Origin of the sequence: Rhizobium sp. BK060, from assembly GCF_014193145.1 — a bacterium.
In the GTDB taxonomy this organism is placed as follows: Bacteria; Pseudomonadota; Alphaproteobacteria; order Rhizobiales; family Rhizobiaceae; genus Rhizobium.
The window spans coordinates 126,711-152,530 of record NZ_JACHYW010000013.1; the positions used below are offsets into that span (position 1 = coordinate 126,711).

Consider the following 25,820-nt stretch of genomic DNA (forward strand, 5'->3'; position numbering starts at 1 on the left):
TCGTTCAACCGATGAATTAAAGGCGAATAAAGATGGCCGATTTCGTGAACCGACAACTCGACCCGACTGACATGCTGATCATCGAGATCATGCAGGCAGACGGGCGCATTTCCGTTTCCGAACTGGGGCGCAAGGTCGGTCTTTCGCAGCCGGCCGCGTCCGAGCGGCTGAAGCGTCTGGAAGAACGGGGAATCATCGAGGGTTATGGCGCCCGCGTCAATGCTGCGGCACTCGGGCTGGGCATGATGGCAGTCATTCGGCTGCGTACCACCCACGAACATATCCGCGCCTGTCTTAAGCAATTCTCGGAAATGCCACAGATTGTCGAGGTTCTCAGACTGACAGGCGAGGATTGCTTCGTGCTCAAGGCTCTGGTCCCTTCACCATCCGAGCTTGAAATCATCGTCGACAGCATCGCGCGTTATGGCGCGGTCACGACCTCCCTCGTATTGCGCGGCGAACCGATGAAGCCGATCGGCCGCGAACTGGTGAAACTGGCGCGACACTACCTCTAACGTGATTTCGACCACTGCCACTTGTTGACGAGGCCGAGGGTCCTAGATTTTCACGCACGGGGTGTAAATCGAAGGAGGCTCGCATGTCCATCGCACGATTTATCGCGGCTGCAGTTATCGCCGCAACAGCCACGACCTTCCTATCAGCAACGCCGGCGGCAGCCCGCGTCAAGGTCGGCTCGCTGGGCTGTGACATTTCTCCTGGATTCGGCGTCATCATCGGTTCGAAACGGACGCTCAACTGCATCTTCACTCCATCTTCACCGGGACGGCCGAGCGAACGCTATACTGGTACCATCACCAAACTCGGCATCGATATTGGCACTCTCGCCGGCGGAGGAATGATTTGGCTCGTCTATGCACCGACCAACCGGATCGACGGGGCTCTGCAGGGCAGTTACTCCGGCGTTGCGGCCAACGCGACGGTCGGCCTCGGTGTCGGAGCCAATGTCCTTATCGGCGGCTTCGAAGGCTCGATCGCTCTGCAACCGGTCTCGGCGGAGGGTACATCCGGGCTCAATATTGCGGCCGGCGTTGCCAATATGATCCTGACCTGGGTACCGCCGGCACCACCGCCACCGGCCCCCAAGCGGCACATCTCACAGAGATAGCCTAGCGCATCGCGATTGCCATTGCAGCGCCGGCCATCGTGCCGGCGCTGGCGCGATTGGCCATACGCACGGCGCGGCGGCTCTTCAGGAACCCCCTCGCCTTGGCTGCAAGCAGTGCCCAGCTGATATCGATGACGATCAGCACCAGAAACATCGTCACCACGAGTTCGGCCCAGCCGACAATGGTCACAGCGCGGATATCGATGATCGACGGCAGCAGCGCCATGTAGAACATCATGATCTTCGGGTTGCCGAGCGTCACCGTCATGCCGGCAAGGAAAAGCTTCAAGGGTGATTGCGCATCAGGCAGCGTTTCACCGTCACTATCCGGCGAGGCGAACCACATCTTCCAGGCGAGATAAAGCAGATAGCAGACGCCGAGCCACTTGATGGCCACAAAAGCATAATGGAAGGTTTCGGCAATTGCGGCGAGACCGGCGACGGCGCAGGTCAACCAGATCGCCTCGCCAAGCCACATGGCCGCCAAGAAGGGAAGAACGTCGCGCGCGCCCTTGGAGATGACACGGGCAACGAGCGCAGCGACGCTCGGGCCCGGAGAGCCGGCCGCCACGAACAACGCGCAGGCAAAGACAAACAGACTGGTCAACGTCATCTGCAATCCTCCTTATTGCGTGATGGAAGCGATGCCAGCGCAACCGACGCCGCCCTTTTTGATCCACTGGCGGGGTCAGAACGGCATCTTGAAGCCGGGAGGAATCGGCAGGCCGGCGGTCAGCGCCTTGGTCTTTTCAGCAGCAGCAGCTTCCGCCTTGTCCTTGGCATCCTTGTGCGCGGCAACAATCAGGTCTTCGAGAATCTCGACATCGTCTTCCTTGAACAGCGACGGGTCGATCTTCAGGCTCTGCATCTCGCCCTTGCCGTTGAGAATCACGGTGACGAGACCGCCACCCGATTTGCCTTCCGCATGGAGTGCGGCGATCTCCGCCTGCATCTTCTCCATCTTGGCCTGCATTTCCTTGACTTTGCCCATCATTCCCATGATGTCGCGCATCGTCTCGCTCCTTCTCGATACTTTAGAAAATTATGTCGTCGCCTGGTAGGATATCGCCCTCGTCGGATTCGGCAGCGGCGGGCGCTTTAACCTCCTCTTCCTCATCGGGCTCCGGCGCCCGCACGCGAACGTCGATGATCTTGGCGCCCGGAAACTGTGCGAGGATCGCCGCCACATCCGGATCCTGGCGGGCGTCGCTGACCTGCTGCGCCTTGGCGCTGGCTTCGGCCTCGACAATCGTCGGCTGCCCCGCCTCGCGGCTGAGGCTGACAATCCAATGGATGCCAGTCCACTCCTTGAGCTTGACCGCCAGTTCATTCAACAGCGTACCAGGGGCGCCTTCCGTCAAATTGACGTCGAGGCGGCCGGGCTCAATGCGAACAGGGCGAACGAAGTTGCGCACCAGTGCCTTGATCTTGGCGTCGCGCTTTTCGCCGGCCAGATTGGCGATATCAGAGATGGAATTGACCGGCACCGATGGCTTCGGCGCCTCGGTGGGCTTTGTCTCAACGCGACCGACCGGCATGCTCTGGGGATCCGGATTGGGCACCGCACGCAGCATGGCGGTCGGGCCGGCGGGCTGCGGACGCGGGATCGACTCCGTCGATCGTGCCGCCAGATTGCCCTGATAGTTCACCGTTGCGCCGCCACCGCCATTGCCCGATGGGGCGGACGGACGCCGGTCACCGTTCGTCTCGGAAAACTCGGCGAGACGACGAGCAGCATCCTCAGGCGCCGGCAGATGCGCGGCGTGCGCCAGTCGGATCAGTACCATCTCAGCGGCTCCGGCCGGGCGCGAGGAGCCTTCGGCCTCCGGAATGCCTTTCAGCAGCATCTGCCAGATGCGCGACAACGCGGTCACTGCCACGCCCTGTGCGAATTCCGCAGCCTTGGTGCGTTCGATTTCACTCAGCGAAGGATCGTTCGCCGCATCCGGCACATATTTCAGCCGGGTGACCAGATGCGTGAAATCGGCAAGGTCGGTCAGCACCGCAACCGGGTTGGCGCCGGCTTCGTACTGGCTCTCGAATTCGCTGAGCGCTGCTGCGACATCGCCTTTGACGATGTGATGAAAGAGATCGACGATGCGGGCGCGGTCGGCAAGGCCGAGCATGCCACGCACCGTTTCAGCCAACACCGCGCCACTACCATGGGCGATTGCCTGATCGAGCAGCGATAGGCCATCACGCGCCGAGCCCTCGGCGGCACGGGCAATCATCGCCAGCGCATCGGGCTCAGCCTCGATGCCTTCCTTCAATGCGATCGTGGTGAAAAGGCCGACGAGATCAGAGGCGCTGATGCGGCGCAGGTCGAAGCGCTGACAGCGCGACAGGACCGTGATCGGAACCTTGCGGATCTCGGTGGTGGCGAAGATGAACTTCACATGTTCCGGCGGCTCTTCGAGCGTCTTCAGCAGGCCGTTAAAGGCCTGCGTCGAGAGCATATGCACTTCGTCGATGATGTAGACCTTGTAGCGCGCCGAAACCGGGCGGTAACGCACCTGCTCAATGATCTCGCGGATGTCATCGATACCGGTATGAGAGGCGGCGTCCATCTCGATGACGTCGACATGCCGGCCTTCCATGATCGCCTGGCAATGCTCGCCGGGGATGCGCAGATCGATCGTCGGCTTGTCGATCTCGCCCGTCTTGTAGTTCAGGGCGCGAGCAAGGATGCGGGCAGTCGTCGTCTTACCGACCCCGCGAACGCCGGTCAGCATGTAGGCCTGCGCGATACGGCCGGTCTCGAAGGCGTTGGTCAGGGTCTGGACCATCGGCTCCTGGCCGACCATCAGATCCGTGAAATCCTTGGGGCGGTATTTGCGTGCCAGCACCCGGTATCCGGTGCCCGTCGAGGCGGCATCTTTTGACTGTCGCTCGGTGTCGCTCATCGCCCTGCTTAGCGCCCGGACTAATCGGGCAAAGGATGGAGAGAAGGGTGGGAGGCTGGCACGATGACCCGTGCCGGGCTCGTTAGGGCTGCTTCCTTCCGGACCTGACCCGGTTGGCGAGTGGCTCGTCCACCACCAACCTCCCGGATGCACATATCGGCAATATCGCCATCAAAAGCAAGCCAAGCTCAAAAAAAACTGCTAGCCTCAAGAAAACATGGAGGAATGCCTGTTGGATGATTTCAAGCTCGACCGTCGGTTGGAAAGCGACAGCGACAGCGTCATGCAGACGGGGCTGTGCGATCTCCGGCTGTCGAAGGATGCCCGCTGGCCGTGGCTGATCCTCGTGCCGCGGAGGTCCGAGGTCACCGAAGTGTTCGAGTTGACCCCACTCGATCAGGTGTTGCTGACGTTCGAGACCGAGATGGTCGCCGCCGCGCTGAAGAAGACGACCGGCGCCACAAAAATCAATATCGGGGCTCTTGGCAACATCGTCCGCCAGCTTCATGTTCATGTCATTGCCCGCTTCGAAGGCGATGCCAATTGGCCAAATCCGGTTTGGGGCTTTGGCAAGGCGGAACCTTATGCGGCGGATAAGAGAGATGACCTTATAGAGAAGTTGCGGGAAGCCCTTTCATCATGAGCCGTTCGCTTTTCGATTCGGATGTTCCACATCCGGAACCCAGCAGCCTGACTGCCTTTGCTGCCAACGACCTGATCCGCGATTCCGAACATCGCGACGAGACGTCAGTCGACAAGGCCCTGGCCAAGGAAGGGACGCATATCTTCGCCTTCGCCGGCGACAAGCTGGTCCTCAAACATGACGGGCAGGTGCTCGATCCGCTGTTTGCACGCTATGAACTGAAGGACCTGCAGCCGAACTGGGACGAAACAGTGCTGCTCGGCTATCGCAAGACCGGGGAGCCGCGTCTCGCCGTGCCGGTGGGTGTGCCGGAAGAGGAACTCGCCAGCCATTACAAGCCCTCAGATGGGCGTTCGCTGTTCCGCGAAATGCTGATCGACGAAGTCCTGCTCGGGGAGTTCGCCCAGGGAGCAAGCCTCATCCGCTGGAATCGGGACAACAAGTTCTGCGGGCGCTGCGGCTCGACCATGGAGATCCATATCGGCGGCTACAAGCGCGTGTGCGCTGCCTGCGGACACGAAATCTTCCCGCGCACCGATCCCGTCGTGATCATGCTTGTCATCGACGAGGAGCGCGATCTCTGCCTTCTTGGCCGCAGCCCTCATTTTGCGCCGGGCATGTATTCCTGTCTCGCCGGTTTCGTGGAGCCGGGAGAGACGATCGAGAACGCCGTGCGACGCGAGACACTGGAAGAATCCGGAATTCATACGGGAAGAATCCGCTATCACGCCTCGCAGCCTTGGCCGATGCCGCATACACTGATGATCGGCTGCTACGCCGAAGCCAAGTCCAAGGACGTCAAGTTCGACAGCCAGGAGCTGGAAGACTGCCGTTGGTTCACGTGCGAGGAAACGCTGGAGATGCTCGAGCGCCCCAGCGCAACCGGCAAGGCACCGCCTCCCAAGGGGGCAATCGCCCATCGGCTGATGCGTGATTGGGTAGAGTGGAAAAGGCAATAAGGCCAGATAGAATAAGGCCAATGACATGGCGCGCTCCGAACGCCTTTTGACGCTGCTGCAAACCCTGCGACGCTATCGCCGCCCGGTCAGTGGTGCCGTGCTCGCAACGGAGACCGGCGTCAGCATCCGCACACTTTACCGGGACATTTCGAGCCTGCAGGCGCAGGGCGCTTTGATCGAAGGAGAGCCGGGCCTCGGCTATGTACTTAAGCCGGGCTTCATGCTGCCGCCGATGATGTTTTCACAGGACGAGATCGAGGCGCTCGTTCTCGGTTCGCGATGGGTCGCGCGTGCCGCAGATCCGCGGCTTGCCGCTGCCGGTGCAGACGCGCTGGCCAAGATCGGGGATGTGCTACCGCAAGAGATGCGCGACGAAATCGAAACATCGACGCTGCTCGTCCACCTAAAGCCGCCCGTCGCCGACAAGGCCGACCTCGGCGCCATTCGCAAGGCAATCCGCAGTGAACGCATCCTCACGCTGACTTATTCCGACGAGAGCGGCACCGTCTCCGTCCGCAATATCTGGCCTTTCGCGCTGAGCTATTTCGAACAGGTGCGCGTTGTTGTCGCCTGGTGCGAATTGCGTCAGGATTACCGTCACTTCCGCACCGACCGAATCGTCGAGATGATCCCGCAGGACGGGCGTTATCCGCGCCGACGCGCGGTGCTTCTGAAGGAATGGCGGGACCAGCAGGAAATTGCGCACTGATCTCGATGCTACTGCCATAAACTGACAGTGGTCAGCGCTACTATCGGTACCAATCCAACAGGAGGACCGATGATGACGAGCTTGAAACTCTCCCGATCGACGCGTGGAATTGATCCGGTCGAGGACAGCCCCGACCATACAGGATACCCGCAATCCACGCTCCTTCGCATGATGCTGAACGCGTCGCGCCAGATGGCACGGAGCAAGTATCCACGGCTCGATCCGGAAGCGTTGTCCGAGACGATGAAACGCGATCTCGGCTTTGTGGACTGGGGTCGCCCCTGCCACGAAGGATAGACTGCAAGAACGAACTCCCAAGACGCATAACCGACCGCCGCCGCTGCCGATGAGTGCAGCGGCATTTCTTCGCCTGCCATCATCTCACGACGAGGATCACCCGATGAATAGCCCGAACCTTATCATTCTCTACGTCAAGGACCCCGCCGAAAGCGCTAGTTTCTACAAGTCCCTGCTCAACCGCGAGCCGGTGGCCGAAGCCCCGAACTTCGTCGCTTTCGCACTCGACGGCGGCTTTACGCTCGGCCTCTGGCGCCTGAGCAAGGTTACGCCGCAGCCGTCCGCCACCGGCAGCCGCGCCGAGATCGCCTTCATGGTTCCCGGAGAGAACGGCGTGTCAACGCTTTACGAGGACTGGCGCAAACGCCAGCTGCCCATCGCGCAGGATCTAACAGACATGGATTTCGGTCCGACCTTCGTCGTTCTCGACCCGGACGGCCATCGCTTGCGTGTGTGTGAGCCAGATAAGTAAACAAAAAAGGGCGCCCGGAGGCGCCCTTTCATTTTTGTAGCTGGCCCCGCATCGGATGGCCCCTGTAGACGCCCAGGATGCGGACCTTCTCGGAGAAAAAGCGCAGTTCCTCCAGTGCGCGCCGGACGTTTGGATCGTTCGGATGTCCTTCGATGTCGGCATAGAACTGCGTCGCGACAAACTTGCCACCGAGCTGATAGCTCTCCAGTTTGGTCATGTTGATGTTGTTCGTCGCAAAGCCGCCGAGCGCCTTGTAGAGCGCGGCCGGGATGTTGCGGACGTTGAAGACGAACGTGGTGACAAGCTTCTCTTCGTCCGAGTTGCGATGCGCCCATTCCTCGTCGCGCGAGAGGACGACGAAGCGGGTGACATTGTTTTCGGTGTCCTCGACGTTCTCGGCCACGATGTCGAGGCCATAGAGATCCGCAGCAAGACGCGGCGCAAGCGCCGCCATCGAGCGGTCTCCGGTCTCCTGGACGAGCTTTGCGGCGCCCGCGGTGTCGCCGGCGATCACTGGCTTCCAGCCGTGCGAGCGAACGATCTTGCGGCACTGGCCGAGCGCATGGATATGACTGTGAACCGTGCGGATCTCATCCTTGGTGACGCCGGGAAGCACCATCAGCTGGAAGCGGATCGGCATGAAATACTCGCCGATGATGTGCAGGCGGGACTCCGGCAGAAGGTGATGGATGTCGGCAACGCGACCAGCGATCGTGTTCTCGATCGGGATCATCCCGATATCGGCATCGCCATTCTCAACCGCCACGAATGCATCCTCGAACGTCTGGCATGGCAGCGGTTCCATGGTCGGAAACATGTCGCGGCACGCCATGTCCGAGTTCGCGCCGAATTCACCCTGAAAGGCGATCCTGTTGGTCTTGATATTCATGGAAAATCCGTCACTTCGATCTTGCGGAGAGAATGCGCCGCGCCTTTTCAAGGTCGGCGGGAGTATCGACACCGAGCGGAACCGTGTCAACGATCTCGACATCGATGCGCATTCCAGCCTCCAGAGCACGCAGCTGTTCGAGCGACTCGCGCTTTTCCAGCGCCGATGGTCCAAGCGTGACGAAACGCTCCAGGGCCGACCGGCGGTAAGCATAGAGGCCGATATGGTGATAGAGTGGTCCGTCGCCGTAGGGTGCTGTCGCGCGCGTGAAGTAGAGAGCCTTCAGACGGCTTTCGGAGAGCGGTGAACCGACGACCTTGACGATATGCGGCGCGGTCTTGTCCGCCTCGTTATCGATCGCGATCGTGAGTGTTGCGATGTCGACGCTCGGGTCCTCCAGCGGGCGCAGTGCGGCACGAACGGTTTCCGGTTCGATAGTCGGCAAGTCGCCCTGCACGTTGACGACGAACTTGGCCTTCCCTTCCGGATCCACCTTTATGAGAGCCTCATAGATACGATCCGAACCGGACTGATGATCCTTGCTTGTCATGATGACTTCGAAGCCCGCCTCGGCGACGACATTGTAGACCTGCTGATCATCAACCGCGACGACAACACGACCGATCGCAGACTCCCTGGCACGCAGGGCCACCTGAACAATCATCGGCAGGCCGCAAATATCGGCAAGCGGTTTGCCCGGAAGACGGGTCGACGCCATGCGGGCCGGGATCAGCACGAGCACGTCATCTAAATTTGGACTGGTCATTGTTCAGGCCTTCTAATCCGGGCGGAAAGGTGTCAAAAAGTCTCACGCAGCAGCCCATTTAGACTGTTGCAACGAATAGCCAAAAGACATAGGTTCCGCGCGATTTCAAGATGGTCCGGTTTTATGTCTGCCGGCTGCAAGGGGAGCATTGCAGATGAATTCATACGTGAATACGGCGGTGGGGGCACTGCTCGGGACGGTTTTCGTCCTGATGTCTATCTCCATCGCGTCGGAGGGGATCTTTCATTCGGAGACGCCCGAGAAGGAAGGTTTCGCGATCGTCGCCGAAGAGGTCCCCGCCTCTGGTGGCGGCGAGGCCGCACCGGCTGCAGCCGTTCCGATCGCGCAGCTGCTTGCAAAGGCGGACGCCAAGGCCGGTGAGACTGTATTCAAGAAGTGTCAGGCCTGTCATGACGCGACCAAGGGGGGGCCAAACAAAGTTGGCCCGGGCCTCTATGGTCTCGTCGATCGTCCAATCGGCACACACGAGGGCTTTGCCTATTCGTCAGCTATGAAGGACTTCTCCAAGGGCGGCAGCGAGAAGTGGACTTTCGACCGTCTGAACCACTTCCTCACAGCGCCGAAGAAGTATGTTGCCGGCACGGCAATGGGCTTTGCGGGGCTTCCGAAGGACACGGATCGCGCCAACGTCATCCTCTACCTTCACACTCTGGCCGATTCGCCGGTTCCGCTTCCCGATGCAAACGCACCGGATAGCGCGACGCAGTAAGTGCTACTCGGTTCCAGAAGGAACATTGCAGCCCGGCCCCAAGCCGGGCTTTTTCTTTGCGCTAGGCGCCGAGCAAGAGCGCCCAGAACGATACGGAGATGGCACCAAGCGCCGTCGTCAGCGTGATCGTCGATGCCGCTAGGCTGTGGCCGACGCCGAAACGATTGGCGATCAGCCATGCGTTGACGCCCGTCGGAACGGACGAGATCAGTACAAGGGCGGCCGTCCAGTCGCTGGCGAGCCCGACCAGATGGCTGGTCGTCCAGACGCAGGCGGGCAACAGCAGCAGCTTGAAGGCAGAGGTGACGCTGGCGATGCCCGCGTTGCCGGATAGTCCGTATTTTTCGAGCGCCATGCCGAGTGAGATCAGCGCAACCGGCCCGGCGACGCCGGCAATCTGATCAACGATGGATTCCACGGGCCCCGGCATGGTGAGGCCTACAAGATGCATCGCAGCACCCCCGGCTAGGCCGATCACCAGCGGGTTTCTGAGGAGATTCTGAGCGATCTGGCGCACCACTTTGGCGATGCTGCGCTCCTGTTTGCCGGCGATCTTGTGTTCGGCGCGCTCCATCATGATGGTCCCGATGATCATCATCACAGGCAGATGGACCGCGATCAAGATGGAGAGCGGCACGAGGCCCTTGTCGCCTACCGTTCGCTGGACAAGCGGTAGGCCGATGAAGATTGTGTTGGCGAAGGCTGACGACACGCCGGCGAGCACGCCAATGCGGTCATCGCGCCCGAAGAAACGCGTCGCGGCGATATGGGCCGCGACCCATGTCACTGCAACACCGGCGAAGTAGGCGATCCAGAGGCGGAACGGCGAAGCACCGTGAAAATCGGCCTCGGCGATCGTGCGGAACAACAATAGCGGCACGGCGATCTTGAAGACGAATTCGCTCAGCGCATCGCCGATCTCCGCTTTCATCAGCCGCAATTTCACGGTCAACCAACCGATAAGGATCATGATGAAGATGGGAAGGACGTCGAAGATGATGGCTGTCATTCAATGCGGCTGCCTTGCGAGAGATGATTATGCGTAGCAGCAAATCGGACGGGATGACAAACACGCTGGTCACAAAAACAAAAAAAGCGGGCCTCGCCCGCTTTTCGCATCCGGCCTTGCCGGACAGCCGGTTCGCGATACTGCCAGTCCATCCGTGGTCAGCGTCGCTCCGGTCTCGTCGAAGGGCATCATCCCTTCTTCATTGGCTGCGGCCCGCAAGCCGCTCATGCCAATCTCGTTGAGGATTTTATAGGGACGGAAAATGACGCGGGGATGACATCAGGACGGCATTTTTTTGCGAAGAAGTCGGCGGCGCAAAGCGACTGCTTCCCACCAAAGGCACAACGCTGATCGACGCATGAAATGTCGCCGGCGCGGCCGGCCACAACATCCCTGTTGTCAACGCTCTTGTGCCGGCCGGCAAAATCGTGCGATGTCCCATATCGGCTGGGGAGACCAACATGGGGGTAAGTTTTGCCAACAGGTAAAGTCAAGTGGTTCAACCAGGACAAGGGCTTTGGGTTCATCACGCCGGATGACGGAGGCACCGATATTTTCTTGCACATCACGGCCGCTCAAAGAGGCGGAATCGACGCCGTGAAGGAAGGCATGAACATAGCGTTCGAAGTGGCGCAGGATCGTCGGACCGGCAGAACCTCTGCCGATAATATCCGGCAGCTTTGAAATGATCAGTGCGGCCGAAAGGCCGCACTGGCTTTGACGTGCGGAGACAATATGAAGCGTAGCTTTACTGTCGGCCTCTTCATGCTTGCGGCTACCGGACCGTCATTTGCCGATGATGCGAGCTCCAAACTTGCGTTTTTCTACGACAGCTGCGTTTCCTCCGGTCCAGATTTCGAGCGCACGTCCGAGCGCGCGAAGGCAGAGGAATGGCCTTCAATGGCACAGGACCTGGCGCTGACTTTCACACCGATGGAAAACCCGAAGACGCTGGAAGGATGGATCGTCAGTGGTGGCGAAGCTGAGAGCTTTCGAGCGCTCGTGATCTCACGGGCGGAGGTCGGCGGCAAGATCGTCGAAGGCTGCACGGTCGCATTGGGCGACGTCGACGCAGCCGTCTTCGAGACGGCCTTGGTCGAGAAGGCGAACGCTATCTCGGCAGGTCAAGAGCAAGGACAGGATCGCGTCTATAAGCGTTATACCGCCACCATCAATGGGCGCAGCGAAGCGATCACCTTGACACTTCCGCTCTATGCAAAGGGCTCCGATCAGATTATCGCCAGCGCTGTGGCAGAGCAGCAGATCGAGCACTAGATCGCCCGCCACAGGCCATGCGGCCGTTTCAGGTTATATGAGATTTTAATTCCGGGTGCCCGGCGTCCGAATGGCATGACTATGGCTTTGTCCCCATCCTTATGACGAGACGTGGCGAACGTCGGTCAACGGTCGACGGCATCTTCACATCGCCGTTTGCCAACCGGCAGGAACCGTACATGCGTCGCCAAAGGAAGCCATTTGTCGTGGAGATCAAGAAAACACGCCGGCTTTTTCCCAGGCCGCCATCAAAAAGCGACGTTCCTTTGGAGAAGGCCAACCTCGACGATGTGAAGCGCGTCCCCCAACGAGTTTGCACCGGGCGCGCGACCAAACGACGAAAGGCAATTAGGATGGTAAGCAGGAGCCTCCCTCATGAGTATTTTTTCCTCAACGGCTTGCGGTCCGACGGACCGGTTATCGGCCATATCGACGGCAAGCCGATCCCCGCTCGCGTGATCGACATTCGAGGCAGCCGCTATCGCTTCGTCGGCGTTGTCCGCCGCGATCGACGTGGCAGGCTCGATGTGTCCGCCTTGCGCAAGAACGAGTGGCTTGTGGTCCCCGACCTCATCTATGCAGCGGTCGCCTGAATAGCCTCTCGCCGGACCACTACAATGCCACGGAGGGCTCGTTGCATCGGCAGGAGCGGATTTTTGTGACAGGATGGACGCTCGAAGCGGCATTTCCGCTTCCCATGCGGCAAAAATTCGCTAAGACCGGTCACCGGCTATCACCAAAACCGGGACCTTCCCTTTCATGACCAAATTCGATGTTCTGACTGTCGGCAACGCCATCGTCGATATCATCGCGCGTTGCGACGACCAGTTCCTCATTAACAACGAGATCACCAAGGCGGCAATGAATCTCATCGACGCCGAGCGCGCCGAACTTCTCTATGCGCGCATGGGACCGGCAGTGGAAGCCTCCGGCGGCAGCGCTGGCAACACGGCAGCAGGCGTCGCGAGCTTCGGTGGCAAAGCGGCCTATTTCGGCAAGGTCGCGGAAGACCAGCTCGGCGAGATCTTCGCCCACGATATCCGCGCACAGGGCGTTCACTATCAGACGCAGCCGAAGGGGACGTTCCCGCCGACCGCGCGCTCGATGATCTTCGTCACCGACGACGGCGAGCGCTCGATGAACACCTACCTCGGCGCCTGCGTCGAACTCGGGCCTGAGGACGTCGAGGCCGAGGTGGTTGCCCAGTCCAAGGTCACCTATTTCGAAGGATACCTCTGGGATCCGCCGCGCGCCAAGGAAGCGATCCGTGAATGCGCTCGCATCGCTCATGAGAACGGCCGCGAGATGTCGATGACGCTCTCCGACAGCTTCTGCGTTGATCGCTATCGCGGCGAATTCCTCGACCTGATGCGCTCCGGCACCATCGATATCGTCTTCGCCAATCGCCAGGAAGCGCTGGCGCTCTACGAAACCGACGACTTCGAAGAAGCGCTGAACAGCATCGCCAAGGACTGCAAGATCGCAGCCGTGACGATGAGCGAGAACGGCGCGGTGATCCTGAAGGGCAACGATCGCTTCTATGTGGATGCGATCAAGATCAAGGAATTGGTGGATACGACCGGCGCGGGCGATTTGTTCGCCGCCGGCTTCCTCTATGGCTACACGCAGGGCCGGACGCTGGAAGAGTGCGGCAAGCTCGGCTGCCTTGCGGCCGGCATCGTGATCCAGCAGATCGGCCCGCGTCCGATGAAGTCGCTAGCCGAGGCCGGCAAGCAGGCGAACCTTATTTAAAGGCTTCGCCCGGATAAGCGCCCCAGATTTCCGACTGCGCCACCCAGCCTTCGGCGCCGTCGGTTTTGGCGAAGCACCAGTCGCCATTGCATTCACCGATGTTCATCATGACGCCGGGCTCCAGCTTGGCAACGACGCTTGCCGACGGCAGGGCGTCGCGGCGCATGTTGACGTAAACGGACTTGCCCTTACCTTTCATCCACGGGGCAGCGATCGCCGCACGCGAACCCGACAGCAACGATTGGTTGACCCAACCCTCGGTGCCGTCCGCATCGCGGATCTGACGCCAGTTATCGTATTCCTGGATAATCTCGACGGGCAGGCCGGCCTTCAGATACATCCACGAGGCGGCATAGTCCGTGCCGGGGCCAATGCGCAGGTTGACGCGCTTGGACTTGAGCGTGACGAAACGCGGCAGCGGCAGGCCGCTCGGTCCCTTTGCCGCCTGTGCGGTGGCCATTTCAGCAGTTCCCGCCGAAAGTACGAAACCGATCGCAAGGGCGAGGCAAGATTTCAGGACTTTGCTATGCATGGGGCTTCCGTTTGCTCAGAGGAGGGCAGGACTGCTGCCTGATTCCGGGAATTCGACATTCCTACGCACGCTGGACGAGTTTTGTTTGTCTTCGCGCGCGGGTCTGGTAGAAATTGCCCGGAACGGGAAAATTATCCCGCGTCTTGGTTAAGGACCTCTGAACAAGTTAGCGCCAGCGCACATGACGACGAAGAAAAAACCGAAGGTCTACATCACGCGGAAGCTGCCCGATGCGGTCGAAACGCGTATGCGCGAACTCTTCGACGCGGAACTCAATATCGACGATGCGCCGCGCTCCAAAGCCGAGCTGATTGCCGCCGTCAGAAGCGCCGATGTACTGGTTCCGACGGTCACAGACCGGATCGACGCGGCCCTGATCGAGGAGGCCGGACCACAGCTGAAGCTGATTGCCAGCTTCTCGAACGGCACCGACCACATCGACGTGGAGGCGGCAGCTCGCAAGGGTATCACGGTTACCAACACGCCGAACGTGCTGACCGAGGACACGGCCGACATGACCATGGCGCTCATCCTCGCCGTGCCGCGCCGGCTGGGGGAAGGTGCGCGCGTGCTGACCGATCGGCCGGGTGAATGGGCTGGATGGTCACCGACATGGATGCTCGGGCGGCGCATCCACGGCAAACGCATTGGCATCGTCGGCATGGGCCGGATCGGCACCGCCGTCGCCCGCCGCGCCAAGGCTTTCGGACTCTCAATCCACTACCACAACCGCAAGCGGGTCAACCCGGCAACGGAAGACGAGTTGGAGGCAACCTATTGGGAGAGCCTCGACCAGATGCTGGCACGTGTCGACATCGTCTCGGTCAACTGCCCGTCGACACCGGCGACCTTTCATCTGCTGTCGGCGCGTCGTCTGGCGCTGCTGCAGCCGACGGCCTATCTTGTCAACACCGCCCGTGGCGACGTGATCGATGAGGCGGCGCTGATCAAGAGCCTGCGGGAGGGCAAGCTGGCAGGCGCTGGTCTCGACGTGTTCGAGAACGAGCCGGCGGTCAATCCGAAGCTGATCAAGCTGGCCAATGAAGGCAAGGTCGTACTTCTGCCGCACATGAGTTCGGCGACGATCGAAGGCCGCATCGACATGGGCGACAAGGTGATCATCAATATCCGCACTTTCATCGACGGCCATCGTCCGCCGAACCGCGTGCTGCCAGGCCGCTAAAGCAGTTCAGTGCTTCGCGGAATCCCTGATCTGCTTATCCTATTGTTTTTACGCAATTCCGGACAGAAACCGCACCGCACTTTTCCTGGAATTGCTTTAGGCCGAGACCCGCTTGCGCATCTCGATCGAGGTGGTCCTGGTGAAGCCGGGATGTGCGTTTTCGGCGACTTTCTCAAATCCCCAGCGCGAGAAGACGTCGTGATTTTCGACGAGCTCGATGCGTGTCTCGAGCCGCAGCGACGCGAGACCGCGGTCCTGCGCCGCCTGTTCTGCCACCGCCAGCAGCCGACGGCCGACGCCCCGGCCTTGCGACTCCGGCGCGATCGCCAGCTTACCGATGTAAAGGCAATCCTCCTCCGGCCGCAGGAAGATACAACCGCTCAAGGTGTCGCCTTGCATCGCCGCATAGGCGATTTCGGCGCACGCCTTGTCGGCAAGCGTCGCCGGCGTGAGCTTCAAGGCAGAGGATGGCGGATCGATGCGATCGTTCATATAGGCGAACGACGACAGGATCAGTGCCAGCAGCTCGTCCCATCGCTGAAAGCCTTCGTCGATGCGGACGATCTTCATGACGCTTGGCTCTGCCTCGGGCGCCGCCGCTTATAGCGGATCGTGTCGAAGCGCGCAGCAAGCGCGTCGTAGAGCAGTAGCCGGCCGATTAGCGGTTCACCGGTGCCGGTAATCAATTTGATTGCCTCCATCGCCATCAGCGTGCCAATCACGCCGGTCAGCGCGCCGATGATGCCGGTTTCCGCACAGGCCGGGATCAGACCAGCCGGTGGCTTCTCCGGAAAGAGATCGCGATAGGTCGGGTTCGGCGTGCCATCCTCCGCCGTCTCATAGGGTTTGAGCACTGTAACGGAGCCGTCGAAGCGTCCGACGGCACCCGTCACCAACGGGATTTGTGCCGTCTCGGCGGCGTCGGCTGCAGTATAGCGGGTATCGAAATTGTCCGAGCCATCGATCAGGAGGTCGAAACCCGAGAGATGGCGGCGGGCAGAGTCCGGTGAAAAGCGCTCCTCGAAGCGGATCACATTGACGTGCGGGTTCAATCGGGCGATCGCGAAGGCCGCACTTTCCGTCTTCAGCTCACCGATCGTGCCGGAATCGTGGATCACCTGCCGTTGCAGGTTGGAAAGCGAAACCCGATCGTCATCGGCAATGCCGAGCGTGCCGATACCGGCGGCGGCGAGATATTGCAGGACCGGCGCTCCCAGCCCACCGGCGCCGACGACCAGCACACGGGCGGCTTTCAGTTTCTGCTGGCCTGCGCCACCGATCTCGGGAAGCAGGATATGACGCTGATATCGCGCGATTTCTTCCGGGCTGAGGGGTTCCATAAGCGCGATGCTAACACGGCCTTTGGCTGAGGGGGAAGCGACATCGGTCATTCGAAAACCTTTCCGTCGGCAACGGTGAAGAATTGCGCACGCTCACCGAGGGCGGAAAACATCGCGCGGTCTGTACCCGTCATGAAGGCCTGACCGCCCAGTGCGTCGATGAGGTCGAAAAGGGCAGCACGCCTGCCTTCGTCAAGATGCGCGGCGATCTCGTCGAGCAGCAAGATCGGCGCGTGGCCGGTGAGATTGGCAACCAGCCGGGCATGGGCGAGAATCAACCCCACCAATAGCGCCTTTTGCTCGCCGGTCGAACAGCGCGCCGCTTCCATCTGCTTTTGCCGGTGGCGGACGATGAGATCGCCGCGATGCGGGCCGTCGAGCGTGCGGCCGGCGCCGCTATCGCGATAACGGCTTTCGGCAAGCATGGCGGCGTACTCGTCCTCGAGATCGACAGCGGGCCGCGAGAACTGGCCGTCCATAAAGCCAGCGAGTTCGAGCGCCGCAGCCGGAAATGGGGAGGTATCGTGCGTTTCCTCTATGAGGCGGGCGAGAAGGCCGAGCATCTCCTGGCGCGCCATCGCCATGGCAATACCAAGGCTCGCCATTTGCTGTTCGATGCCGGAAAGCCAAGCGGGATCGAAGCGGCGCTCGTCGAGCAGCTTGTTGCGGCTGCGCATGGCGCGCTCGAAATCCCTGGCGCGACGGCCGTGAGCAGGATCAAGCGAGAGCACCAAGCGATCGAGAAAACGGCGGCGCTCGGACGAGCCGCCGGTGAAGAGGCCATCCATCGAGGGCGTCAGCCACAGGAGACGCAAATGGTCGGTCAGTTCGTCGGCCGACTTTGCCGGCGTGGCATTGATACGCAACCGCCGGGAGGCGCTATCGTCGGTGGTGTCGACGCCGGTACCGATCTCCACCTCGCCTTCCATGCCGTCGAGTTCAGCGAAAATCGAAAAGCCGCCATTCGCGCCGACGCGGGTAATGTCGCCATAGGTAGCACGGCGCAAACCGCGGCCCGGCGACAGGAGGGAAACGGCTTCCATCAGATTGGTTTTGCCGGCGCCATTGTCTCCTGTCAACACCACATGCCGACCGTCGAGCGACAGCGAGACCGACGCGTAGTTGCGAAAGTCGGTCAGCTTGAGACGGGACAGGGAGACCTTGCGCGGCATTCGACATCCGGATTCGTGATGCCCGAGAGCTAAGCGCAACGGGGGCGGATGGCAAGGGTGCGGGACGCAGTAGCGATGCCGATGTGCGCATGAGCGCACATGCGGACGCGATAGATGGTGCATCTCCGGAGGATCGTATGATAATGTCGAGACCGGGTGGGGGTGTGATGAGACGTTTGACGAGAACGCGGACAGCGATTGGCGGTGTAGCGGCCCTGTTGGTTGCGTATCTGGTTGTTGCCTATTTCTTCATTCCTGAAATATGGATCCATCGCGATGCCGGCCGCGTCGCGGAATTCGGTCCAATGGTGACAACCACCGAACAGGACATTCCCGGCGACCCAATCAATGTGGGGCTTGTCGGCTCGAGGGAGGAAGTGCTTCGAGCATTCGCAGCGGCAGGATGGGATCCAGCCGACAAGATCACGCTGCGAACATCGGCCGAAATCGGCTTGAGCGTCGTGCTCGATCGACCCGACCTCGACGCTCCCGTGAGCCCATTGCTGTTCGAGGGCCGCAAGCAGGATCTGGCGTTTGAAAAGGCCGTGGGCAAGAGCGCCGACGAGCGCAACCACGTCCGTTTCTGGGAAACGAAGAGTACCGGTGAAGGTGGGCGCCCACTGTGGCTCGGCTCGGCGAGCTTTGACCGCGGGGTCGGTTTCAGCCACGACACCGGCCAGATCACCCATCACATTGCACCCGATGTCGACGCCGAACGGGATCTGACCATCGGTGATCTTCAGACAGCCGGGCAATTGTCGTCGACCTACGAGATCGCGGGCATAGGCGCCACGAAGACCGGCCGCAACGGTGGCGGCGATCCCTATTTCACCGATGGGAAAGCGCTGGTCGGCGTGCTACGCGGCGTTGCCACACCCTAACCTCGCTTCCACGCAGCGTGAAATCGGCGAAAGATGCGGAGCGAATCACGAGAGGTGCGCCGTTGAAGATCGCCGCAGCACAGACCTCGGTTTCTCCCGACATCACGGCGAATGGCAGCGCAGTCCGAAGCATGATAGCAGCCGCGCCCGCCAGCGGCGTGCGTGTCATCAACTTCTGTGAAGGCTCGCTTGCGGGATATTCGAAGTTCCAGATGCTGGATCCCGACGACTGGAGGAGCTTCGATTGGCACAAGCAAGAGGCGGAACTGAGAGCGGTCGCGGATCTGTGCAGCGATCTTCGCATCTTTGCGGTCGTCGGTGACGCACATCGGTTGGCCGAAGCCACCCGCCGCACAATAGCCTTTATCTCTTCTCCGACACCGGGACACTTCTCACCCGCTACGACAAGAGGTTCTTGTCGAACAGCGAACTTGGCGGGTGGTATTCTCCTGGCACCGCACCGATCACCTTCGATGTTGACGGCTATCGATTCGGTTGCGCTATCTGCATCGAATCTACGTTTCCTGAGGTGTTCCAGGAATATGCGAATCTCGGTGTCGATGCCGTGCTCTTCTCCTCGTAGGGCATTGCCGAGTATTTCCGGATTGCGCTCCGCGCACATGCGGGGCTGAACTGCATCTGGACAGGCGGTGCGACGCCGGCGCAGAAGGCTGCCAAAGGGCCGGCCGGCGTCATCGGCCCGGGTGGAAAATGGGTGACGCAGTGTCCGCCGCTCCCGAACCAAGCTTGGCCATCGCCGTGCTCAATTGCGATGACCCTCTCTACGACATTCCGCTTCAGGGGGCCCAGCCATGGCGGCTGAGGGCGCGGCAGGGCGACATCTATCGCGAGAAGATGGTCGACGATCCCAGAAGCGAAAACAGAAGCGGCTATTGACGCGCAATGCTGCCTTGCGTCGCAGTGCCTTCATCTTCATGCGTCAGCCGCCTATATGAGCGAGGTCGCGGTTGCGACGTGCCGGAGTTCATGATGGGTACCGAAATACAGGGCCGTGCAGCGCATGTGGCCGCCATTCGCGAGCGCGCCGAAGCCGAAATGAAAGCGATGGGCATCGACGAAGCGTTCATTGATCGGCTGGTCGAGACGTTCTATGGCCGCGTGCTGCAGCATCCGACGCTTGGACCGGTGTTCGACGCCCGGCTTTCCGGCCGTTGGCCCGAGCATATGCAGAAGATGAAGAGCTTCTGGTCGTCTGTCGCGTTCCGCAGTGGCGCCTATGGCGGCAAGCCGGTTCAGGCGCATACCGGTGTTGCGAACATGTCACCCGATCTCTTCCCGCAATGGCTGGCGCTGTTTTCCGAGACGCTTAGCGATATCGCCCCGAGCCTGGATGCCAAAGCCTGGTTCATGGCGACCGCCGAACGGATCGCTAGGAGCCTGACGCTATCGCTGTTCTACAATCCCGCGCTCGACGACCCGCAGCGCAAGCCCGCCTAGGCGATTTCAAGCAACACGTTTGTAGAAAAGCGTCGTAGCGCAGAGGCCGCCTTCCGGCCACAGAGCATAATCCGGGATGACACCGACCCGCTGCCAGCCAAGCCGCAGATAGATCGCCTCGGCGTTACTGCCGGTTGCCGTGTCGAGCACGAGCAGCGTCTTGCCGCGCCCGGCGGCTTCGCGTTCCGCGGCATCCATCAGCAGGCGCGCCAGTCCCTTGCCGCGAGCGGAGCGATGCACCAGCAGCTTCTTCAGATCGCCACGATGCGGCTGGTTCGGCATCTGCGCCGCCCCGACCTGCACCGTGCCGACGGCCCTGCCGTCGATCTCGGCCACGAGGAGCAGCGTCGCGCCTGACGCAACGGCATCGGCGACGCCCTGCCAATAAGGTTCGGCATCGGCGTTGGTGTAGGGTTGCATGAAGCCGACCGAGGCGCCGCCATTCACGCAATCGGTCAGCACCTCGCAAAGGTCAGGAATCGCCGTTCGGGCTTCTGCCGCATCAAGCAGGCGAATTATTGCTGTCATCATTTTCTCCAATGAAATGAATTAGCGCCCGCGCCTGTCGAGCACGACGCAATAGCGGGCGGGAGTGTTGCCGGGGTTGTGAAAAACATGGCCTTCGCTGACCGGCATGAACAGGCAGTCGCCAGGCAGGAGACGGTAGACCGTTTCGCCTGTCGTCATCTCCATTTCGCCATCAAACAGCCAGATATGCTGCATCATGCCGCTACTGGCCGCATGCGGCGGGAAACTGACGCGGGCACCGGCTGGGAATTCGACGTCGACGATATCGACGTCCGAGGCGGTTCCCGGCGGCGAGACGGAGCGTCTGACATAACCCGTCTCCGGATCCCGCCAGACCTGCTGTTCCTGCCGGCGCGACAGCGGCGAAACCTCGCCCTCCTCTGCAAAGAAGGCGGAAAGCGATAGACCGAGTGCTGCGCAGACCCGCGCCAGCAGCGACGCGGTCGGGCTCGCCTCGCCGCGCTCGATACGCGAGATCATTGCGCGGCTGACGCCCGACTCGTTGGCGAGATCATCCAGCGTCAGCTTCTTCTGCACTCGCAGCTTGCGGATGCGAACGCCGATCGCGATTTCCAATCCCTGATCCATCACCGAATCCACTTTCTCCACTATAATAGAAATGCATAGTCTGATGATGGAATCAAGCGCTGCGTTTCCGTCCGAGAAACAGTCATTTATCGTAAACGAACTCCTGCTTTTCCGCTTTGCGGCAAGGGGCGGCGCTGCTATATGGCGCGCATGAGCACCAATCCGACGACTCCGCTTTCCCATATCCGCAACTTCTCGATCGTGGCCCACATCGACCACGGCAAATCCACGCTTGCCGACCGCCTGATCCAATCGACCGGCGGCCTGGCCGAGCGCGAGATGTCCGAGCAGGTGCTTGACAACATGGATATCGAGCGCGAGCGCGGCATCACCATCAAGGCCCAGACGGTGCGCCTGCACTACAAGGCCAAGGATGGCGAAACCTATATCCTGAACCTGATCGACACGCCCGGCCACGTCGACTTCGCCTACGAAGTCTCCCGTTCACTCTCTGCCTGCGAAGGCTCGCTGCTCGTCGTCGATGCCAGCCAAGGGGTCGAGGCGCAGACGCTTGCAAACGTTTATCAGGCAATCGACAACAACCACGAGCTGGTCACTGTCCTCAACAAGATCGACCTGCCGGCGGCCGAGCCTGACCGCATCAAGGAACAGATCGAGGAAGTGATCGGCATCGATGCCTCCGAAGCAGTGCTTATTTCGGCAAAGACCGGCCTCGGCATCCCCGACGTTTTGGAAGCGATCGTGCAGAAGCTGCCGGCGCCAACGAGCCCCGGCGGCGAAAAGGCGCCGCTGAAGGCACTGCTCGTCGACAGTTGGTACGACACCTATCTCGGCGTCATGGTTCTTGTCCGTGTCATCGACGGCGTGCTGACCAAGGGTCAGACGATCCGCATGATGGGCACGGATGCCAAGTACCAGGTGGAGCGCGTCGGCGTACTGACGCCGAAGATGGTCAATGCCGACAGCCTCGGCCCCGGCGAGATCGGCTTCATCACCGCCTCGATCAAGGAAGTCGCCGATACCCGCGTCGGCGATACAATCACCGAGGACAAGCGCCCGACCGCCGAAGCCCTGCCCGGCTTCAAGCCGGCCCAGCCTGTGGTTTTCTGCGGCCTCTTCCCGGTCGATGCGGCCGATTTCGAAGACCTGCGCGCGGCCATGGGCAAGCTTCGCCTCAACGATGCGTCCTTCTCTTTCGAGATGGAATCGTCGGCTGCCCTCGGCTTCGGTTTCCGCTGCGGCTTCCTCGGCCTGCTGCACCTCGAAATCATCCAGGAACGCCTTGAACGTGAATTCAATCTCGACCTGATTGCCACCGCGCCTTCGGTCGTTTACCAGCTGACGATGACGGACGGCAGCGAGCGCGAGCTGCACAACCCTGCCGACATGCCCGATGTCGTCAAGATTGACGAGATTCGCGAACCCTGGATCAAGGCGACGATCATGACGCCCGACGACTATCTCGGCGGCATCCTCAAGCTCTGCCAGGACCGCCGCGGCATCCAGACCGAACTCACTTATGTCGGCACCCGCGCGATGGTGACCTACGAACTGCCGCTCAACGAAGTCGTCTTCGACTTCTACGACCGTCTGAAGTCGATTTCGAAGGGCTACGCGTCCTTCGACTATCACCTCGAAGGCTATCGCGCCGGCAACCTCGTAAAGATGTCGATCCTCGTCAACGGCGAGCCGGTCGACGCTCTCTCGATGCTGGTACACCGCGCCGCCGCCGAAAAGCGTGGCCGCGACATGTGCGAGCGGCTGAAGGAGCTGATCCCAAAGCACATGTTCAAGATTCCGATCCAGGCAGCGATCGGCGGCAACGTCATTGCCCGCGAGACCATCTCGGCGCTGCGCAAGGACGTGACGGCGAAGTGCTACGGCGGCGACGCCACCCGCAAGCGCAAGCTTCTGGAAAAACAGAAGGAAGGTAAGAAGCGCATGCGCCAGTTCGGCAAGGTTGAGATCCCGCAGGAAGCCTTTATCGCTGCGCTCAAGATGGGCGACGAGTAAGGAACCATTTTCAGCCCGGCCGGCGCGACGCATGGCCGGGCTGCTACATGATCCCGCCTTGCCTCAGTTGCAGGCCATGTACTCCTTCACCAATCCTTCATAGGCGTCCATCTCGGGCAGCGCCTCATAGCTGCGGACGGCGCCGGTTTCGGCAAAGGGCAACTTTTCGCGCGTCCAGGTTTCGATAAACGGTTTGAACCAGCGCGGATCGTCCAGCATCGTCGGACGAAGGTTCACGAACCAATCCATTCCCTCCGACCGTGTGAACATCCACGTCATGCAGTGGCCACAGAAATAGTGATGCGCCTCGGCACCGTGCAGACCGCCGATCACGGGCTCCCCTTCCGTGATCGCAAAACCTTCCGCCGGAATCGCGGCGCTCAGCGAATAGGCGCTCGACGACATCTTCTGGCAACCCGTGCAATGGCAGGCCATGGTCAGCAGCGGCTTGGCGCTGATCTTCAGTCGCACGCGGCCGCATCGGCAGCCGCCCTCCCAAGGCAGAATGACTTCGCTCATCACGTCCTCCATTCGTCATGCTCAATCTAGCGGCAGGCAGTCCGGCGTCAAACCTAACAGCCGCGAACGGCAAACGTACCGACAGCCGCAGCGCTTCCTAGAGCATCGGGAAGTTGCGATCCCGCTCGGACATCTGCGCGACGGGCAACGGCCAGGCTATCGCGATCCTGGGGTCGAGCGCGTTGACCCCGCCTTCGGCCCCCGGCGCGTAAGGCTTGTCGTGCAGATAGATCAGCTCGCAGTTTTCGGTCAGCGTCTGGAAGCCATGGGCAAAACCAGGCGGGATCATCATCGAACGAGCGTTCTCGCCGGAGAGAACCTCACCATGCCATTGGCGATAGGTCGGCGAACCCGGCCTCAGATCGACAGCCACATCGAACACGGCTCCGGCGAGGCAGGAGACGAATTTCGCCTCGTCGTGCGGGGCCTGCTGGAAATGCATCCCGCGAATGGCCCCCTTTGCCTGTGTCATCGTGTGATTGATCTGCGCGATGCAGCCGACGCCGAAATCGGAAAGCTCCTTAGTGCAGAAGAAACGCGAGAAGAAGCCGCGCTCATCGCCGAGGCGCTGACGCTCGATGACGACGAGGTTGCTGAGGGCAGTGGGGATGCGGGTGAAACGGGACATCTGTTCGCGACCGAGAAGCAAGCACGCTATCTAGCGTCATACTCCATAGCGCCGGCAATTCAAGACGTACACCAAGTTCGCCTCAGACCATTGAGTTGGCTACGCACATCTGTATAAGCGAGCAGTCCCCTGCGCGAATCGAGAACGAGAAACGCTGTGATCATTATCCATCCCACGGCACGGATAAGTGCCTTGGCCGATATCGAGGATTCAACACGAGGAACTTCGATTTCCATCGGTGAAGGATCCATGATCGACAGCTTCGTCAAGATCAAGCCGGCCGGTGGAACGGGAGATCTCCAGATCGGACGTTTCTCCTACGTCAACAGCGGTTGCGTGTTCTACACCGGTAACGGCATCTCGATTTCAGACAATGTTCTTATTGCCGCTAACTGCACGTTTGCGCCCGTCAACCATGCCTATAAGGATAGCGGGAAACTGATTCGGGAGCAGGGATTTCTGCCGAGCCGGGGAGGTATCATTGTCGAGGATGATGTCTGGATTGGCGCAAACTGCGTTATCCTGGATGGAGCGATCTTGCGTCAAGGCTGTGTGATCGCAGCCGGATCATTGGTTCGCGGCGAAGTGGCGCCGTTTACCGTTTGCGCGGGCAATCCGCTGAAGGTCGTGGGGCAGCGAAATTGAACTTTTCCATTCTGGGAGGAACTGGCTTTGTCGGCAGCCACGTGGCGCGCTACCTCACAGGATTGGGGCATACTGCTCTCGTGCCCGATCGCTCCCAGTCCCTGGTGGATGCCTGCAATGGGGCGCACGTTATCTACGCCATCGGCCTAACGGCGGATTTTCGAGAGCGGCCGTTTGACACAATTGAAGCGCATGTCAGCGTCGCAGCGGACCTCCTCAGGCAGGCGGACTTCAAGTCATTCCTTTATCTTTCCTCCACGCGCGTTTACGTCCGCAGTTCGGATACATCGGAGGATAGGTCGCTTTCAGTTTTGCCCGAGGATCCATCCGACCTTTACAACATTTCGAAGCTGGCCGGTGAGGCGGTATGCTTGGCCAGCGGACGAACCAACGTTCGGATCGCACGGCTATCCAATGTGGTGGGGCCGCAAACTGCAGCGACAGAGAGCTTCGCAGGCGCTCTGTGCCGCGAAGGAGCAAGTGGCCATATCCAGCTCAAGACCGACCTCAACTCCTCCAAAGACTACATCTGGATAGACGATGTTGCGGCTCTATTGCTCCGCATCAGCCTGGCAGGGCGGCACAAGATCTACAATGTCGCAAGTGGCATGCAGATCAGTCACGCCCAATGGATCTCAGCAATCTCGACACAGACCGGTTGCTCTTTTTCGGTAGACGACAACGCTCCCATGAGCAGCTTCCCGCCAATTGCTACGAGTCGCATACGCGAGGAGTTTGACTTTCACCCACAACCCGTGTTGCAGCGGATTTCGACGATTCTGGAACATTCGTCCGCAACATTTTAGGATCCGCGCACGAACACGGCGGCAACAGAGGATTTC

The 25,820-nt window shown here is 60.6% G+C and carries 33 protein-coding genes, 1 other RNA gene and 1 pseudogene; 20 read left to right on the forward strand and 15 right to left on the reverse strand.

Translation table 11 applies throughout. The features are described 5' to 3' along the window. The first annotated feature begins 32 nt into the window (after nt 1-32). Together FHT71_RS16140 and FHT71_RS16145 are read left to right on the forward strand one after the other, a co-directional pair. Nucleotides 33-515: an Lrp/AsnC family transcriptional regulator gene (locus tag FHT71_RS16140; protein ID WP_132589267.1), complete on the forward strand. Its 483-nt coding sequence runs from the start codon at nt 33-35 to the stop codon at nt 513-515. A gap of 83 nt (nt 516-598) precedes the next feature. Then, nucleotides 599-1,126 (forward strand): DUF992 domain-containing protein, encoded by a 528-nt coding sequence (locus FHT71_RS16145; RefSeq protein ID WP_132589266.1) that lies wholly within the window; start codon nt 599-601, stop codon nt 1,124-1,126. 1 nt (nt 1,127) lies between these two features. On the opposite strand, the gene FHT71_RS16150 is transcribed toward FHT71_RS16145, so the two are convergent. The 4 genes from FHT71_RS16150 to ffs form a co-directional block, all read right to left on the reverse strand. Beyond that, complete coding sequence (locus FHT71_RS16150) at nt 1,128-1,739, reverse strand: LysE family translocator (protein WP_132589265.1); 612 nt, start codon at nt 1,737-1,739, stop codon at nt 1,128-1,130. 75 nt (nt 1,740-1,814) lie between these two features. Beyond that, nucleotides 1,815-2,138 (reverse strand): YbaB/EbfC family nucleoid-associated protein, encoded by a 324-nt coding sequence (locus FHT71_RS16155; protein WP_132589264.1) that lies wholly within the window; start codon nt 2,136-2,138, stop codon nt 1,815-1,817. 22 nt (nt 2,139-2,160) lie between these two features. Then, nucleotides 2,161-4,029 carry a DNA polymerase III subunit gamma/tau gene (locus FHT71_RS16160; protein ID WP_132589263.1) on the reverse strand — a complete coding sequence of 623 codons (1,869 nt, stop codon included), beginning with the start codon at nt 4,027-4,029 and terminating at the stop codon, nt 2,161-2,163. Between the two features lie 47 nt (nt 4,030-4,076). Next, nucleotides 4,077-4,173, reverse strand: an RNA gene (gene ffs / locus FHT71_RS16165) — signal recognition particle sRNA small type. An 88-nt stretch (nt 4,174-4,261) separates the two neighbouring features. On the opposite strand from ffs, the gene FHT71_RS16170 reads away from it, so the two are divergent. The 5 genes from FHT71_RS16170 (at nt 4,262) to FHT71_RS16190 (ending at nt 7,109) form a co-directional block, all read left to right on the forward strand. Next, complete coding sequence (locus FHT71_RS16170; RefSeq protein WP_007799015.1) at nt 4,262-4,672, forward strand: HIT family protein; 411 nt, start codon at nt 4,262-4,264, stop codon at nt 4,670-4,672. After that, nucleotides 4,669-5,631, forward strand: a complete 963-nt coding sequence (nudC, locus tag FHT71_RS16175; RefSeq protein ID WP_132589262.1) for an NAD(+) diphosphatase — start codon at nt 4,669-4,671, stop codon at nt 5,629-5,631. The genes FHT71_RS16170 and nudC overlap by 4 nt, the downstream gene beginning before the upstream one ends. Before the next feature lie 25 nt (nt 5,632-5,656). Next, a complete protein-coding gene (locus FHT71_RS16180; RefSeq protein WP_132589261.1) occupies nt 5,657-6,340 on the forward strand; it encodes a YafY family protein in 684 nt (227 codons plus the stop codon). A gap of 72 nt (nt 6,341-6,412) precedes the next feature. Continuing rightward, on the forward strand, nt 6,413-6,637 hold the full coding sequence (locus FHT71_RS16185; protein WP_246718014.1) for a hypothetical protein: 225 nt from the start codon (nt 6,413-6,415) through the stop codon (nt 6,635-6,637). Nucleotides 6,638-6,740: 103 nt separating this feature from the next. Next, nucleotides 6,741-7,109, forward strand: coding sequence for a VOC family protein (locus tag FHT71_RS16190; RefSeq protein WP_007799021.1), 369 nt, complete (start codon nt 6,741-6,743; stop codon nt 7,107-7,109). Between the two features lie 28 nt (nt 7,110-7,137). On the opposite strand, the gene FHT71_RS16195 is transcribed toward FHT71_RS16190, so the two are convergent. Both FHT71_RS16195 and FHT71_RS16200 read right to left on the reverse strand, forming a co-directional pair. Then, nucleotides 7,138-7,998 carry a prephenate dehydratase gene (locus FHT71_RS16195; protein WP_007799024.1) on the reverse strand — a complete coding sequence of 287 codons (861 nt, stop codon included), beginning with the start codon at nt 7,996-7,998 and terminating at the stop codon, nt 7,138-7,140. 10 nt (nt 7,999-8,008) lie between these two features. Next, nucleotides 8,009-8,764, reverse strand: a complete 756-nt coding sequence (locus FHT71_RS16200; protein WP_183720895.1) for a 3-deoxy-manno-octulosonate cytidylyltransferase — start codon at nt 8,762-8,764, stop codon at nt 8,009-8,011. 154 nt (nt 8,765-8,918) lie between these two features. On the opposite strand from FHT71_RS16200, the gene FHT71_RS16205 reads away from it, so the two are divergent. Continuing rightward, a complete protein-coding gene (locus FHT71_RS16205; RefSeq protein ID WP_132589259.1) occupies nt 8,919-9,494 on the forward strand; it encodes a cytochrome c family protein in 576 nt (191 codons plus the stop codon). Nucleotides 9,495-9,555: 61 nt separating this feature from the next. Here FHT71_RS16205 and FHT71_RS16210 read toward each other — a convergent pair whose 3' ends face one another. Next, nucleotides 9,556-10,503 (reverse strand): AEC family transporter, encoded by a 948-nt coding sequence (locus FHT71_RS16210; protein WP_132589258.1) that lies wholly within the window; start codon nt 10,501-10,503, stop codon nt 9,556-9,558. Nucleotides 10,504-10,977: 474 nt separating this feature from the next. On the opposite strand from FHT71_RS16210, the gene FHT71_RS16215 reads away from it, so the two are divergent. From FHT71_RS16215 to FHT71_RS16230, 4 genes are all read left to right on the forward strand, one after another. Next, nucleotides 10,978-11,187 carry a cold-shock protein gene (locus tag FHT71_RS16215; protein ID WP_037083657.1) on the forward strand — a complete coding sequence of 70 codons (210 nt, stop codon included), beginning with the start codon at nt 10,978-10,980 and terminating at the stop codon, nt 11,185-11,187. 51 nt (nt 11,188-11,238) lie between these two features. After that, a complete protein-coding gene (locus FHT71_RS16220) occupies nt 11,239-11,778 on the forward strand; it encodes a hypothetical protein (RefSeq protein ID WP_132589257.1) in 540 nt (179 codons plus the stop codon). A 353-nt stretch (nt 11,779-12,131) separates the two neighbouring features. Further along, the gene (locus tag FHT71_RS16225; protein WP_007799029.1) at nt 12,132-12,371 is read left to right on the forward strand and encodes a hypothetical protein; all 240 of its coding nucleotides are present in this window, start codon (nt 12,132-12,134) and stop codon (nt 12,369-12,371) included. A gap of 166 nt (nt 12,372-12,537) precedes the next feature. After that, the gene (locus FHT71_RS16230) at nt 12,538-13,530 is read left to right on the forward strand and encodes an adenosine kinase (protein WP_007799030.1); all 993 of its coding nucleotides are present in this window, start codon (nt 12,538-12,540) and stop codon (nt 13,528-13,530) included. Here the strand turns inward: FHT71_RS16230 and FHT71_RS16235 are convergent. Beyond that, nucleotides 13,523-14,062, reverse strand: coding sequence for an SH3 domain-containing protein (locus FHT71_RS16235; protein WP_007799031.1), 540 nt, complete (start codon nt 14,060-14,062; stop codon nt 13,523-13,525). The two genes, FHT71_RS16230 and FHT71_RS16235, sit on opposite strands and share 8 nt — an antisense overlap. Before the next feature lie 181 nt (nt 14,063-14,243). Here FHT71_RS16235 and FHT71_RS16240 point away from each other — a divergent pair, with 181 nt between their 5' ends. Beyond that, entirely contained in the window at nt 14,244-15,245 is a 1,002-nt protein-coding gene (locus FHT71_RS16240) for a D-glycerate dehydrogenase (protein ID WP_132589255.1), read from the forward strand. Nucleotides 15,246-15,341: 96 nt separating this feature from the next. On the opposite strand, the gene FHT71_RS16245 is transcribed toward FHT71_RS16240, so the two are convergent. The 3 genes from FHT71_RS16245 to recF are packed head-to-tail and all read right to left on the reverse strand — an operon-like array spanning nt 15,342 to nt 17,757. Further along, nucleotides 15,342-15,815 (reverse strand): GNAT family N-acetyltransferase, encoded by a 474-nt coding sequence (locus FHT71_RS16245; RefSeq protein WP_183720898.1) that lies wholly within the window; start codon nt 15,813-15,815, stop codon nt 15,342-15,344. Further along, nucleotides 15,812-16,636 carry a molybdopterin-synthase adenylyltransferase MoeB gene (locus FHT71_RS16250; RefSeq protein ID WP_132589253.1) on the reverse strand — a complete coding sequence of 275 codons (825 nt, stop codon included), beginning with the start codon at nt 16,634-16,636 and terminating at the stop codon, nt 15,812-15,814. The genes FHT71_RS16245 and FHT71_RS16250 overlap by 4 nt, the downstream gene beginning before the upstream one ends. Beyond that, nucleotides 16,633-17,757, reverse strand: coding sequence for a DNA replication/repair protein RecF (recF, locus tag FHT71_RS16255; RefSeq protein ID WP_183720901.1), 1,125 nt, complete (start codon nt 17,755-17,757; stop codon nt 16,633-16,635). Before recF ends, FHT71_RS16250 begins: the two co-directional genes overlap by 4 nt. 167 nt (nt 17,758-17,924) lie before the next feature. Between recF and FHT71_RS16260 the strand changes: the two genes are divergently transcribed. The 4 genes and pseudogenes from FHT71_RS16260 (at nt 17,925) to FHT71_RS16270 (ending at nt 20,096) form a co-directional block, all read left to right on the forward strand. Beyond that, a complete protein-coding gene (locus FHT71_RS16260) occupies nt 17,925-18,638 on the forward strand; it encodes an LssY C-terminal domain-containing protein (protein WP_007799045.1) in 714 nt (237 codons plus the stop codon). 412 nt (nt 18,639-19,050) lie between these two features. Then, a pseudogene (locus FHT71_RS31695) lies at nt 19,051-19,221 on the forward strand (carbon-nitrogen hydrolase family protein); the annotation flags it as partial. 128 nt (nt 19,222-19,349) lie between these two features. Continuing rightward, nucleotides 19,350-19,535: a hypothetical protein gene (locus tag FHT71_RS31700; protein WP_245505429.1), complete on the forward strand. Its 186-nt coding sequence runs from the start codon at nt 19,350-19,352 to the stop codon at nt 19,533-19,535. 93 nt (nt 19,536-19,628) lie between these two features. Next, nucleotides 19,629-20,096 carry a truncated hemoglobin gene (locus tag FHT71_RS16270; protein WP_183720904.1) on the forward strand — a complete coding sequence of 156 codons (468 nt, stop codon included), beginning with the start codon at nt 19,629-19,631 and terminating at the stop codon, nt 20,094-20,096. A gap of 6 nt (nt 20,097-20,102) precedes the next feature. On the opposite strand, the gene FHT71_RS16275 is transcribed toward FHT71_RS16270, so the two are convergent. Beyond that, nucleotides 20,103-20,624: a GNAT family N-acetyltransferase gene (locus tag FHT71_RS16275; protein ID WP_132589489.1), complete on the reverse strand. Its 522-nt coding sequence runs from the start codon at nt 20,622-20,624 to the stop codon at nt 20,103-20,105. Nucleotides 20,625-20,645: 21 nt separating this feature from the next. Then, nucleotides 20,646-21,212 carry an XRE family transcriptional regulator gene (locus tag FHT71_RS16280; RefSeq protein ID WP_183720907.1) on the reverse strand — a complete coding sequence of 189 codons (567 nt, stop codon included), beginning with the start codon at nt 21,210-21,212 and terminating at the stop codon, nt 20,646-20,648. A 141-nt stretch (nt 21,213-21,353) separates the two neighbouring features. Here FHT71_RS16280 and lepA point away from each other — a divergent pair, with 141 nt between their 5' ends. Continuing rightward, nucleotides 21,354-23,186 (forward strand): translation elongation factor 4, encoded by a 1,833-nt coding sequence (gene lepA / locus FHT71_RS16285; protein WP_132589250.1) that lies wholly within the window; start codon nt 21,354-21,356, stop codon nt 23,184-23,186. A gap of 63 nt (nt 23,187-23,249) precedes the next feature. Here lepA and FHT71_RS16290 read toward each other — a convergent pair whose 3' ends face one another. Together FHT71_RS16290 and rfbC are read right to left on the reverse strand one after the other, a co-directional pair. Further along, nucleotides 23,250-23,705, reverse strand: coding sequence for a GFA family protein (locus FHT71_RS16290; RefSeq protein ID WP_132589249.1), 456 nt, complete (start codon nt 23,703-23,705; stop codon nt 23,250-23,252). Between the two features lie 97 nt (nt 23,706-23,802). Then, nucleotides 23,803-24,333 carry a dTDP-4-dehydrorhamnose 3,5-epimerase gene (gene rfbC, locus FHT71_RS16295; RefSeq protein ID WP_132589248.1) on the reverse strand — a complete coding sequence of 177 codons (531 nt, stop codon included), beginning with the start codon at nt 24,331-24,333 and terminating at the stop codon, nt 23,803-23,805. A gap of 192 nt (nt 24,334-24,525) precedes the next feature. On the opposite strand from rfbC, the gene FHT71_RS16300 reads away from it, so the two are divergent. Then, on the forward strand, nt 24,526-24,978 hold the full coding sequence (locus FHT71_RS16300) for an acyltransferase (protein WP_244423797.1): 453 nt from the start codon (nt 24,526-24,528) through the stop codon (nt 24,976-24,978). Beyond that, a complete protein-coding gene (locus FHT71_RS16305) occupies nt 24,975-25,784 on the forward strand; it encodes an SDR family oxidoreductase (RefSeq protein WP_183720910.1) in 810 nt (269 codons plus the stop codon). Before FHT71_RS16300 ends, FHT71_RS16305 begins: the two co-directional genes overlap by 4 nt. Nucleotides 25,785-25,820 lie beyond the last annotated feature (36 nt).